Origin of the sequence: Pseudovibrio denitrificans JCM 12308 (assembly GCF_001310815.1) — a bacterium.
Lineage (GTDB): Bacteria > Pseudomonadota > Alphaproteobacteria > Rhizobiales > Stappiaceae > Pseudovibrio > Pseudovibrio denitrificans.
Map to the genome: position 1 here is coordinate 125,352 of NZ_BAZK01000013.1, position 13,136 is coordinate 138,487.

Annotated in this window: 11 protein-coding genes; all 11 read left to right on the forward strand. The window is 51.3% G+C overall.

Annotation, left to right across the window (positions count from 1 at the left end; translation table 11 throughout):
- The first annotated feature begins 6 nt into the window (after positions 1–6).
- Complete coding sequence (locus tag JCM12308_RS17930) at positions 7–825, forward strand: ABC transporter permease (RefSeq protein WP_014286797.1); 819 nt, start codon at positions 7–9, stop codon at positions 823–825.
- A 1-nt stretch (position 826) separates the two neighbouring features.
- Entirely contained in the window at positions 827–1,651 is an 825-nt protein-coding gene (locus JCM12308_RS17935) for an ABC transporter permease (RefSeq protein ID WP_014286796.1), read from the forward strand.
- 290 nt (positions 1,652–1,941) lie between these two features.
- Positions 1,942–2,625: a response regulator transcription factor gene (locus tag JCM12308_RS17940; RefSeq protein ID WP_083416624.1), complete on the forward strand. Its 684-nt coding sequence runs from the start codon at positions 1,942–1,944 to the stop codon at positions 2,623–2,625.
- 12 nt (positions 2,626–2,637) lie between these two features.
- Positions 2,638–3,930: a sensor histidine kinase gene (locus tag JCM12308_RS17945; protein ID WP_054784645.1), complete on the forward strand. Its 1,293-nt coding sequence runs from the start codon at positions 2,638–2,640 to the stop codon at positions 3,928–3,930.
- A gap of 119 nt (positions 3,931–4,049) precedes the next feature.
- Positions 4,050–5,432, forward strand: a complete 1,383-nt coding sequence (locus JCM12308_RS17950; protein ID WP_054784646.1) for a TolC family protein — start codon at positions 4,050–4,052, stop codon at positions 5,430–5,432.
- Between the two features lie 45 nt (positions 5,433–5,477).
- A complete protein-coding gene (locus JCM12308_RS17955) occupies positions 5,478–6,659 on the forward strand; it encodes an efflux RND transporter periplasmic adaptor subunit (protein ID WP_054784647.1) in 1,182 nt (393 codons plus the stop codon).
- 3 nt (positions 6,660–6,662) lie between these two features.
- The gene (locus tag JCM12308_RS32400) at positions 6,663–7,796 is read left to right on the forward strand and encodes an efflux RND transporter permease subunit (RefSeq protein WP_208978704.1); all 1,134 of its coding nucleotides are present in this window, start codon (positions 6,663–6,665) and stop codon (positions 7,794–7,796) included.
- Positions 7,688–9,835, forward strand: coding sequence for an efflux RND transporter permease subunit (locus JCM12308_RS17960; protein ID WP_208978705.1), 2,148 nt, complete (start codon positions 7,688–7,690; stop codon positions 9,833–9,835). The genes JCM12308_RS32400 and JCM12308_RS17960 overlap by 109 nt, the downstream gene beginning before the upstream one ends.
- Before the next feature lie 296 nt (positions 9,836–10,131).
- Positions 10,132–11,139 carry a ChaN family lipoprotein gene (locus tag JCM12308_RS17965; protein WP_054784648.1) on the forward strand — a complete coding sequence of 336 codons (1,008 nt, stop codon included), beginning with the start codon at positions 10,132–10,134 and terminating at the stop codon, positions 11,137–11,139.
- Positions 11,140–11,292: 153 nt separating this feature from the next.
- On the forward strand, positions 11,293–11,757 hold the full coding sequence (locus JCM12308_RS17970) for a hypothetical protein (RefSeq protein ID WP_054784649.1): 465 nt from the start codon (positions 11,293–11,295) through the stop codon (positions 11,755–11,757).
- Positions 11,758–12,119: 362 nt separating this feature from the next.
- A partial coding sequence (locus tag JCM12308_RS17975) for an SWIM zinc finger family protein (RefSeq protein ID WP_280138393.1) occupies positions 12,120–13,136 on the forward strand: 1,017 nt, incomplete at its 3' end.

The window sequence follows — 13,136 nt, forward strand, 5'->3', positions numbered from 1 at the left end:
GGTCGGATGGGAGCAATCTTGCTGGTTGCGCCTGCATTGTTGATGATCGGCTTTTTGTTTGTTTATCCCTTTGGTTATTCTGTGGTTTCAGCTTTCACAGACAATGGCGAAGGCAGCTGGCATATCGCCAATTTTACCAAGGCCGTTGAGTTCTATTCCAAAGATATCCTGTTCACGATTGTGATCGTCAGTCTGTCGACGGTGATCATCGGCATTCTGGCCGTTGCGATCGCGGGTTATCTGACACTGGGTGAAAACAAGACTGCTGTTGCTATCCTGAAATGGCTGTACCGCTGGCCGCTGTTCATTCCGTTTATTGTGAGTGCGCAGTTAATGCGTACGTTTTTGGCGAAGAACGGGATGATGAACAATATCCTGACCAGCTCCGGCATCATCGAACCGCTGGCCGCGCAGAGTTATCTGGACTGGCGCGGGATCGTGATCACCTTCGTATGGAAGCAGACACCGTTTGTGGCCCTGCTCGTTGCCGGTGCGATGGCTTCTATCGATCGCACCACCATTGATGCGGGCCGGATCTTTGGGGCGTCTCGCCTGCGTATTCTGATTGAGCTGGTGGTTCCACAGATCGCAACCACGTTGATGGTTGGCCTGATCCTTTCCTATGTGGTGATGCTGTCGGTGCTTTCTGTGCCATTGATGATCAACGCGCAATCGCCAACCATGCTGACCGTTGATATGGCGTGGCGGATCAATTCTTACGGTGATTACGGCGTCGCTAACGCATTGGGCATCATGTCCTATCTGTTTACCGGGGTGGTTGCGTGGTTCTATCTGCGTCAGAGCCTCAAAGATAAAGGGGCATAAGATGGTTCAGGCAACTCTTTCTTCCAATTGGGTGCGGATGACCACACGCGTGCTCACCATGAGCCTGCTGGCATTTGCGATCTTTGGTCCAATCACCAACATGCTGTTATGGGCTGTGGCTGAGGTCTGGTACTTCCCCTACAAGCTGCCACTGGAGTACGGTTTCTCTTTCTGGGAGCGTGTTTTCCGTCCGGAGGGTAATGCGACGGAAGCGCTGTTTTCCAGCATCTGGATCGCTCTGCTGACCGTGGTTGTCAGTCTGGCAATTGCTATTCCGGCAGGCTATGCGCTGGCGCGGGGCAAGATGCCGTTCCGCTATCTCATCATGCTGTTGTTCCTTCTTCCTCAGGCTTTCCCAGCTGTGGCGGTGCACATGAACGTTGCACGGATTTTCTATGGTCTGGATCTGACTGGCACTGTTATGGGCGTTGTGCTTGTTCATGCCAGTCAGGGGCTTGTGTTTGCTGTTTGGATCGCAACGGCGGCTTTTGCTGCGGTTGATGGAGAGCTGGAGGCGGCAGCGCGGAATATGGGGGCAGGGCGCTGGCGGACCTTTATTGACGTGACCTTGCCACTCGCACTGCCGGGCATTATGGCCAGTGCGATCTTTGTGTTTCTGATCTCCATGGATGAGTTTACCGGAACCTACTTTGTTGGTGCTCCGGATGTGGTGACGCTGCCTATGCTTTTGTTCACCTCCAGTATGGAAGGCAACTACCAAATCGCCTCCATCTCCTCCCTCATCCTGCTTGTGCCATCCGTCGGCTTTATGCTGTTCATCGAACGGTTCCTGAAAGCAGATGTGCTGGCGAAGGTAGGGAGCTGAGTTAACTTGTCCTGAGACAGGGATAGAGACATGTTTGAGAGCGGCGGCCTTGTTGTTAGGTCGCCGTTTTTGTATGTGCTGATTGTTTTGAGTGATATAGGCTATTTAAATCATATAGTTACGCGATAACCGGCTTGTTACTGAGGTTATGGAATGTTCGGGTGATGTATCCTTCATAGGTGTATTCGGATGTTTCTGCTTTTCTCGTTGTTCAACCGCCTCTTAAGTTTGATCGGCTACGATCGAAAGCTCTTCCAGGTTTTGTGATGGAATACAGGCAGGGCTGAGTGATGCCGATGGAAATGAATGCGCTGCTTGTTCTTCTCATTGAAGACGACATGGATCTGGCTGCGACGGTTGGTGACTACCTTTCGTTTGAAAATATCGAGTGTGACTACGCCTTTAACGGGCAAGTGGGGCTCGATAGTGCGCTGAAAAATCAATACGATCTGATCTTGCTGGACCTCACCCTTCCCAAAGTGGATGGGCTGACGGTTTGTGAGCAGTTGCGGGCGCAGAATGTGACGTGCCCGATTTTGATGCTGACTGCTCGCGATGCTGTGAGTGATCGAGTGGCCGGGTTTGAAGCTGGTGCCGATGATTATCTGATCAAGCCTTTTGCGTTTCCTGAATTGGCTGTTCGTATCCGAGCATTGGTACGTCGGAGCAAAGGACATTCGACAAGCGTAACCATTGGTGATCTGGAAGTGAACCTGAGTGCGCGGCAGGCGAGCAGGGCGGGGCGGAAGCTGAAGCTTTCACCGACTGGTTGGATCCTGCTGGAACAGCTGGTGCGCAGCACACCGAATGTGTTGAGTAAGCAGGAGTTGGAGCGGGCTGTGTGGGGAGATCAGGTGCCTGCCAGTGACAGCCTTAAAGTGCACCTTTATAAGCTGCGTCGCCAGTTGCAGCGTCCTTATGAAACGCAGTTGCTGCATACTGTTGCCGGGCACGGTTTTGCTCTGCGGACCTGAGGTTGATTGGTGATGTTGTTTTTCTGGCGCAAAAAGAAGAAAGCCAAGACGCTTAAACGAGAGCTGCGATACTGGCTGCTCGCTTTCGTCGGTATGCTCGTGCTGGTTTACAGCGTCGGTCTGTTTTCTTACATGATCGCGGGTCTGGAGCTGTCGAACAAGCTTGAGTTGAAAGGCTTTATACATGCCTATGAACGAGCACTGCAAAATCAGCCTGAACGTGAACCTCCAGATGAGAGCAGGATCTTTTCAACTTTCAATTATGATGAGCTGCCTCCAAAGGTAAAAGAGGCTTTTCCGAAAGATAAGATTGTACTTGGAGATCCTGAAGTCGAACCTATTGGAGGTGTTGGGGATCGCCCAGAGGCGGTCGTCTTTTTTCTGGCTGATCGGATTGCGGATGGGAGGACACTTTACGTTCTCCGTATGCTGAAACTGAACAAAGAGCTGGAAAACCAAGGGCGAATAAACTTCAACCTGCTTGAGCGGACCATGTATGTCGGTGGGGCGATCATCCTGGTTCTGGTGTTTTTGCTGTCGCAGTTCATCAATCGGCGGATTAACAGGCGTATCGCGGCTTTGCAGCAATGGGCGGATACGTTGAATGAGACGAGTGCGGTCGAGCAGCGTCCTGATTTCCATTATGATGAGCTGAACAAGATTGGTGATCATCTGAGCAATGCTGCTCGGCGATTAGGCCGGTTTGTTGAGCGGGAACATTCGTTTTTGCGACATGCCAGCCATGAACTGCGAACACCCATCACCATCATCTCAGGCAATGCCAGTGTTATGGAGAAGATTGCAACGGATGATAAGCAACGGAAGGTTACGGAACGGATCAAGCGGGCCAGCCATTCAATGCAGACGATTGTTGCTACGCTACTCTGGCTTGGGCGCGAGCAGGAACCTAATCCTGATTTGGAGAAGGTTGATCTCGCGGAGTTGCTTGAAGAGGTGATTGAGGATCACAGGTACCTGCTTTGTGGTAAGGACGTTGAACTTCACGTGGATCTTCCTGAGACCGTAGTGGATGCTCCACGTGTGCCGCTGTGCATTGTTGCGGCGAACATGGTGCGCAATGCGTTTCAGCACACGCAGCAAGGGCCGATTGAGATCTCAATCAGTGCCCGAGATATTCTCATCCGCAATCAATCAGCAGAGCTTTCAGAACAGGAAAGTGAGATTGTGTTTGAAGAGAGCTATGGTGTCGGGCTTTCGCTCATCAAACGGATAGCACGCCGGTTGAACTGGGAGTTCCAGATGGAGCAAGTGGGCGAGCGTGTGACCACGCGCTTGGTTTTCTAATTGGTGTCCGTTCGGTAAACGAAACTTCAATTTTCTTTATTTTGTAGCTATTTACGTCGTTACCTAGCGATAATCGCTAATGTGTCATTTCTCCCCTAAGAATTTATAGGGGATAGGACATGCGGTCTTTATCGCACAAACTCATTCTTGCTGCATCGGGCGTTTTGCTGGCAAGCTGCACCACCAGTCTCAGTCCTGAACGGACCACATTTACGGAAGAGATGGCAGTTGGCCAGACGCCAACCGAGTGGAGCCAGAAAGGTTCTTCTCACGGGCAGGCTCTTTCGTCTCTGCTTGCTTTGAGCAGTGATAAGAAACTGAACAAGCATGTTGATGCGGTGCTGGCTAACAACATCTCGCTTCGCCAATCTGTGCTCGATTTGCAGAAGGCTGAGCTGGAGCGCGATAAAGCTTCTGGCACGCTCTGGCCGACACTGACATTCAACAGTCAAGCAGATCGCCAGCGTGTGAAATCTGCCCAAGGCTCGTCCTATCAGAACTCTGTCGGTGGAGATCTCACAGTTCAGTGGGAGGCGGACCTGTGGGGGAAGCTCTCTGACCGAGCATATGCTTCTGACCGAACATTGAGGGCAAGTGCTCATGACCTTCTGGCTGCACGAGCTTCTCTCGCTGCGCAGGCTATGCGGAACTGGGTTCAGCTCACGGCTCTGGAGAAACTAGCCAATCTGGACCGATCCCGCATTTCCAGTCTGCGCAACACAGAGCAGATTATCTCTGATCAGTTCACTCGCGGTATTGGTGAGCTGAGTGATCTGGAAGCAGCACGTTCTGCGACGGCCAATGCGCAATCTGATCTGGCTGACCGGACTGTTCAGATCGATCAACTGAAGCGGCAAATGCAGGTTGCTGCCAGCCAGATGCCAAATACTCATTTTAAGACTGGTAGCTTGCTCCCCAACGTCAAGCTGCCTAAGGGCGCCATGCCTGCCACTACTCTCGGGCGGCGGCCAGATCTTTTAGCTGCTTATGAGCGGGCCGCAGCTGCGGACCTGCAGCATAAAGCCAGCTACAAAGATCTGCTGCCAACCTTTTCAGTCAACTTCACTGCAAGCGATCAATCCGCAAGCCTTGCAGATCTGTTGAACGGTGGACCGGCATGGCGTCTCCTTGGCTCTTTGTCTGCGCCCATTCTGGATGGTGGCAATCGCCGATTGACGGCAAAGCAGGCTGATCTTGATGCTGCCCGCCTCTGGCTATCCTATCGACAGACTTTGCTGACAGCGGTGATGGAAGTTGAGAACGGGCTTCAGAACGAAACCATCTTGCGCAAACGTGAGCAGATCCTGACCCGTGCCCTAAACCACTCTCAAAGCAACTATGAGCAGTACGAGCGGCGGTATCGTGATGGCCTGACAGACATCGTGACCTTGCTCTCTGCGGAACGGGATGCGTTTGCTGCCCGCCAGGCCGTGGTGAACATCCGCAGCAGCAGAATGCAGAACCGTGTTGATCTGGCTGTTGCTTTCGGCATCGGGCTCTAAACGAGCGCCATCTTTACACTCTCAATAAAACAAGCAGTTCCCAATATGCGTACCACCCTTCGACCCAAATTGGCTCGTAGAGCAGCCTTTGCGAAAGTTACTCTGGTTGCCAGCCTCTCAGTTTTTGCTGTTCTGGCAGAGCTCGCCAACCCTCACACAGTCGCAGCACAAGATGCCAGTGCTCCAACATTGCCGCGACCGCTTGTATCCGTCGTGCAACGAGAGGCGCAGCCTGAAGCGGTTCAGTTTACGGTTTTCGGGGCTGTGAGTGCTCATTACCAGCAGAAGCTGACCAGCGAAGTGACCGGAAGGGTATTGCGGCTCTCAAAGCAGCTTGAGCCGGGCTTGGCGCTCAAGAAGGGGGATGTGCTAGCTGAGATTGAGGACAGCAGCTATCGCGCAGCGCTTGCAACTGCGGAAGAGAGTGTTGCCAGTTCTGAGCTTTCTCTTTTACAGGAGGAACAGCGTGGGAAGCAGGCGGAACTGGATTGGCAGCGGGCCAACATCAAGGGCCGGGAAGCTTCGCCTCTTGTTTTACGTCAGCCATTTTTGAAGCTGGAACAGCTGAAACTGAAGGCTGCTGAAGCCAACTTGGTCGAAGCTCAGCGGAACCTGCATAACACCCGAATTGTTGCTCCGTTTGATGCTGTTGTTATCTCACGCAGTGTTGCGCCTTCCAGCTACATCACAGCAGGAACGGAAGTTGCTGAGATCTACTCGACGGATGCGCTTGAGGTTGAGGTGTCTCTGACGCCGGTGCAATGGCAGTTGTTGCTGACCGAAAACGGTAGCTCTTTGGATGTGAACGATATCTCTGTGCAGGTGCTCAATGGGGCTGGTGTACCGTGGCCTGCCAGAATTACGTCTGTTGGCCCAATCGCCAATGCGCAAACGCGTCAGCAGTCTTTGCGGTTGCAGGTGGAGCCACGCAATGAGCAGGGCACTGTGATGCGCCCGGGCACTTTTGTTAGCGTTGTGCTCACTGGTCGGAAGATTCCAGATGTTGTGATGGTTCCAGCCTCTGCCATCACCTCTCAAGGGTATGTCTGGACAGTTTCCCGTGACAGCAAGCTGGAACGCCATGCAGTGTCGGCCCTGTTTACTCGTGGTGATGATGTGGCGTTGGACGTGAATGCTTTCCCTGCTCATGGAGCATGGGAGATCGTGGTGAACCCAATCAGCCGATATCTGCCGCAGCAGATTGTTACTACCCAGCCTGCGGAGTAAGACATGCAACAGAACACTCATAAAGGCTGGATTGCCTGGTTCGCGCACAATCCGGTGGCTGCAAACTTACTGATGGTCTGCATCATTGTTGCTGGTGTCTACACCGCAATGAACATCCGAACCGAGGGATTTCCGGGGTTTGAGGCCAATCAGGTTACGATCTCCGTTGAGTATAAATCCGGTGCTGCGCAGGAAACTGAGCGTGGTGTGACGGAAAAGATTGAGCGTGCTCTGACTGGTACTGAGGGCATCAAGAAAGTCACCAGCACGTCTACGGCAAGCAATTCCACGATCATCATCGAAAAGTCCTCAGGTACAGATCTTGATAAGCTACTTTCTGATGTGAAGACGAAGGTGGATGCCGTTTCCCTGCCATCAGCAGCCGAGAAGCCGGTTGTTGTTCGGGCTGAAGAGATTGAAGATGCCATTCAGGTTGAGATTTTTGGTGATGCTGATCCAGATGTTCTGGACACGGTTGCGCGGCGGATTAAAGACCGGCTGCTGGAAGATCAACTGATCCCGTCTGTCACCATTAGTGGTGAGCGCACTCAGGAAATTTCCATTGAAGTGCAAGAAGATGCGTTGCAGCGATATCAGCTCAGCTTCTCTGAACTTGTCCGTCAGGTTGGTAACTTCTCACTCATCTCGCAGCAGGGCAGCCTGAAGAATGAGAATGGCCGCATTCTGATCAAGGCTGACAAACAGGGCTACTTCCTACAGGACTTTGAGAGCATTCCTGTGATCACGCTAACGGATGGTACCGTGGTCAGATTGCAGGATGTCGCCAAGACTACAGATGCCTATACAGATGACCGCTCCATCTATCTCTATCAGGGACAGCCTGCCAGAAAACTGAGTGTTCAGCTGATCGGTAAAGCCAGCCTTATTCCGGCAGCCGTGCGTGCGCGTGAGATTATCAACGAGGTGCAGGCAGAAGGCAGTTTGCCAACCAACATTCAGTTCGATTTCTGGGAGGATGAGAGTGAGAATATCTCTGACCGTCTTTCCCTGATGCTGAAAATGGCCTCATGGGTATGGGGCTTGTGCTTGTTACCCTTGCGCTTTTCCTCAACCTGCGTACTGCCTTCTGGGTGGCCATGGGGTTGCCGATTGCCTTTGCCGGCGCGCTTGCGCTGATGGGGGATGGCTTCTGGGGCATGACGCTTAACGAGCTGACGACCTTTGGCTTTATTATTGCGCTTGGCATTGTCGTTGATGATGCGATTGTTGTGGCGGAGAGTGCGCACAGTGTCACTGAGAAGGAAGGGGATGGCATTGATAATGTCATCAAAGGGGTGAAGCTTGTTGCGACACCTGCGATCTTCGGTGTCCTAACAACGATTGCTGCATTCTACCCCATCACATTGGTGACGGGACGTTTGGCTGAGATCTTCTCTGTGTTTGCCTGGGTGGTGGTCTTCTGCCTCGTCTTTTCGATCATCGAGTCCAAGTTCATCCTGCCTGCGCATCTGGCGCACCTCAAACACAATGCAAAGCCAAACAATCCGCTTTCCCGCGGGTGGAAGGTGATCCAGAATGGCGTAAGTGCTGGGTTGGAGCGGTTTAAGCAGAGTGTTTATCGCCCAATGGTGAAGCTCAGCCTGAGAATGCGGTACTTGTCTGCTCTGGGCTTTGTGGTGCTTTTTGTAGCAGTGGTTTACATGGTGCCGTCTGGTATCGTGCGCGTGGTGTTCTTCCCGGAAATTCCTCGTCAGATTGTGACTGCGACCTACAAAGGTGAGCCTGATCTTGGGTATGGCCGCTTGTTTGCTGAGGCGAACCGTATTGAAGCTGCCGCGCATAAGCTGAAGGCGCAGCTTGATGCAGAGAGTGACACTGATGTCTCTCCAATCACTGGCATCGAGATGCAAGCCAGTGATGATGGCAATGTGACGGTTCTTGCAATTGCAACGCCGCCGCTGGAGCGCAACATCACCTCCAACGAGATTGCTGAACGTTGGCGTAAGCTGGTTGGGCCGGTTGAAGGGGCTCAAACCATCAAGTTTGCAGCTGATGACTTTGACTTTGCGGACTTTCGCGTTGAACTGCTGCTTGATGATGTAGATCAGCTGATCGCGGCGAGCCAATACGTGGAAGACATGCTGGCGACGCAGGCAGGTGTTTTGTCTGTAACCAATGACTTCCGGGCTGTGCGCGGCCGCCTGAACATTGAGCTGACGGATTATGGCCGTTCTGTTGGTCTCACGACCTCCGCGATTTCCGAGCAGGTGTTTCAGGCTATTGGCGGTGCGGAGATTCAGGAGTTTCAGCGTAATCAGCAAGAAGTGAAGGTGCGGGTGCGTTACCCGGAGGCTCAGCGGAGCTCAGCTGCGGCTTTGCAAACGCTTTACGTTCGCACGCCTGCTGGTGATCCGATCCTCTTGTCTTCCGTTGCCAATCTGCATTCTGATCTGACCGTTGACGAGATCTATCGCAGCTCCCGCAAGCGTGTTGCGACGTTGGATGCCCAGATCAACAAAGACGAAATCTCGGCAGATACGCTGGTCACCTACTTCAACGAAGAGCTTTTGCCTCAGCTGCAGGCGAAGTTTCCGGGTGTTGCCGTCGACTTTGGTGGCGAGGTTGAGCAACAGCGGGAAGCGATTGGTGGTTTGATTACGGCCTTCGGTATCACGATCATCGCAATCTACGTTCTGCTTGCGGTGCCGTTGAAGTCCTACACGCAGCCGATCGTGGTTATGATCGCCATTCCATTCGGCATTACCGGTGCGATCATGGGGCATTGGATTGTTGGAATTCCGGTCTCGATCCTCAGCATCAACGGTATTCTTGCCCTGAGCGGTATTGTGGTGAATGACAGTCTGCTGCTTGTCTCTGCCTTTAATGACAACCGAGCGAAGGGCATGCCGATCCGTCAAGCTCTGGTGGCTGCAGGAACCCAGCGTATGCGGGCTGTGATCCTGACTTCGACAACAACCTTTGCCGGACTGGCTCCGATGATCTTTGAGACTGCGGAACAGGCTCAGTTCCTCATTCCAGCAGCCGTTTCTCTTGGCTTCGGCATCCTCTTCGCAACCCTGATCACGCTCTTCCTGATCCCGACCTTCATGATGATCCTCGAGGACTTCAGCCGGTTGAAAGCGGGTGTATTGAGGATTGCATCGCCCAAGGCGGTGAATACCGAAGCACCGGAGGTAACTGCTGCGGGAGAGTGATAAGAGAGGGCTTCTTCTTGCTCAAATTAGAGAGGTTTGAGGCTGCCGGATTTAAGTAGATCAATGCAAGCAAACGGTGGAAGCTGTTTGCTTGCATTTGCTTTTAGTGGCAGACCTATGAGGTTGCTCGTGGAGTTTGTTTTGAAAGACAAATCAGCTTTTGCATAATGTGCAAATTAAACTCATCCATGAATGATGAGTAAGTAATTGTCTATTCTGTTTGGATTACGATGTTTGATGACGCTTTTAATCCGAGCATAAGAACCGTGGGTAAAGTCCCGCCTCAGGAACAGAACATGCTGAACAAAGCCATTAATGTGCTCTCCTTTGCTGTAGCTTACAGTGCGCTGGTCGTCTCAAGTGAAGCTGCTTCCGGGCAAGACGGTCGTGCTCAGAATGAGCTATCCGAAAAGCCCAAAACTGAGCTTATTCTGACTGATCATCCGTTGGTGGATACGGTTTGGGATTTGAAAACGGGCAAGCAGATTTCTCAGGATGCTTTTTGGAGACTTGCAGTTACCCAGGATCATCTGTTGGTTGGCGAGAAGCATGATAATCCGCGTCATCACGAGATTCAGGCCGAAGCAGTGCATCAAATGGGAGTTGCTGGCAGGAAGCCGCTGATTGTTATGGAGATGGTCGAGCCAAAGTATCAACAGTGGTTGACGGATTTGAAGCCTGAGGATGTTTCCGGGCTCTCTGATAAGCTTGAATGGGAGAAGCGTGGCTGGCCTGCGTGGAGCATGTACGAGCCGATTTTTAAAGAAGCTGCATTCTATGGCATGACCATAGCCCCTGGCGCTCCGGAACGTGAGCTTCTTATTAAAGTCGGAAAGGGTGGCGTGCCGCCTGAAGATGTTTCCAAAGACCTGATGTGGAGCCAGAAATTCAGCAAGGAACAGCATGAGAGTTTGCTGGATGAGTTAGAGCGATCCCATTGTGGTGTTGTACCACGTAAGAGCCTGGAACCGTTGGTCGAGATGCAACGCCTAAAAGATGCTTCCATGGGACTGCCTATGCGCTCGGCTATGAAAACCGAGCAAGGGTCTGTCTTGATTGCCGGTACGGGCCACACACGCAAAGATCGTGGTGTGCCATGGTGGCTTGATAGTAATGACAGTCGCTTAAGCCTTGCTGCTGTCGAGGTTAATTCCGATAATTTCCAATTAAGTGATTACAGCCTCGCCGATGTTAATCGGTTCGACTACGTCTGGTTCACGGGCAGAGTGGAAACGATTGATCCCTGTGAAAAATACGCGGAGCAGCTGAAAAAGATGGGAAAGAAGCATACTCAAAAGGAGTAGTGTTTGGGTTTGGTCGTGAGCTGAGAGCGTTGAGAACATGCAATGAGCCGTAAAGAGACATTTTCCCGCATAACCGATACAATTTGAATTGACATGTCTGATTTATACAACTCTAGATAGTGGAGTTTTATCAGTTCAAATTTTGGTTATGGAATGAAGTATACACGTTCGTTTGTGGTTGGTTTGTGTTTGTTGATTGCAGGTTGTCAGACTGTGACGGTTCAACAAGTCCAGACAGATAAAAAGCCCACAGTTGCACATAAGAAGCTTCTGATTGAGGCGGTAAAAGAGCATTTCTACGATCCTTACAGCATCAGGGATGCTGAACTTTCCAACTTGCTGCGTTTTCCAAATAGGAGCACCGGTTACTGCGGTCGCTTGAACGCAAAAAATGCGGTTGGCGGGTATTCTGGGCGCCAGTATGTTGAAGTTGGGATCAGGGGCGGTTTGATTGTTTCCTATCACCCTAACAGCTACTGGTGCAAGGCACAGCAAAACCACATTAAATGGAATAGATTCCGCGAACTCGAGAAGTCTAAGGGATTTATCAATATCAAAGAGGTGCACAAAATGTGCACCTCTGATCCAATCTCTGTAAAATTGAGTTGTATAAGTTGAGTGAACAAAAGACAGCCTACTATTGCTTTTCTGTTTGGTTGCCTCGGTGCGTACTAGTGAGCTTCTGAAGCTTGGGGACTTGCTGCCAAAGTTGAGAAGCCGGCCTAGCACAAGTGATCTACAATTTTTAGGAAACCTAAAACAAAAAAGACACCTTGCGATGCCTTGTCGTCTCGATCTTCGTTTGAAGAGAGATGGTAGCGAGAGAGGGACTTGAACCCCCGATATGCGGATATGTATTGGTTGTAAGGCATAAGTAGAACTAGTTTCGAGTTTTAATCCGTTTGTTTAACGAATGATTTTCGATTACAAGGTTAAGGTTGTGTTTTAGGGTTTAAAATTTTTAAGTTGTATTAATTGAAATGTCACTTTCGTTAGACGCGATTACTGCATTAGCTCCTGATCAAGCTTCTCTTAAAGCTGCAAATAAGCTGGCTCAGCCTAAAAAATGGCCGTTGAAGGCATATTCTACCGCAGATCCGTACGTTTGGGGGGAGTGCCAAGGTTCTGGTGCGAATCCATATCGAACAGTTTTTGACAATTCAAATCATGGCTACAAGTGTACGTGTCCATCACGCAAGTTTCCTTGCAAACACGTTTTGGCATTGATGTGGATGCACGTTGAAGATGGAGATGCATTCCAGCCAGATGAAATGCCAGATTGGGTTGTCGATTGGCTGGGACGCCGCCGTAATACTCAATCTACACCCAAGCCCAGTGCAGATAACGCCAAGGATGGTAAATCCATAGCGCGAGCAATGGCATCTGAGGAGAAGAAAGCTCCAGATGCTAAGTCACTCGCAAAAAGCAAGGCTGCTGCGGAAAAGCGCTTAAAGGAAACCGAGGCATCATTGAACGCTGCGGCGGATGATCTGGAGCAGTGGATATCTGATCAGCTGCGAACCGGCCTTGCAGGGTTTCTTGCTGACAGTAATGCGCGATGCAGGGCCATAGCTGCCCGGATGGTTGATGGAAAAGCTCAGGCATTGGCTAGCCGGTTGGATGAGTTGCCCGGAAAGCTCATGAAACTCTCAGGAGAGGAGCGACTGAATGCAGCTCTTCAAGAGCTTGGCAAGCTTGCTATTTTAGTTTCGGTCTGGCGACGCGATCCTTCAGATAGTGAGCTAAGGCGATGTGTAGCGACTTCAGAAAGCCGTGAAAGTCTTCTGGAAAATGCTGATGCCCCAAGAGTGAAAGCGCACTGGATGGTCGTTGGTGAGAAAATCACGACCCGTCGCGACGGATTAGTAAGTCAGGAAACTTGGTTGATAGCTCTGGGGGAGGTACCTCAGTTTGCTGTTCTTCTAGACTTCTTTCCCGCTAGCCTTGGTAAGAGATCTAGCGGTTTTATGGTTGGTGATCAGTTTTTTGCAGAGTTG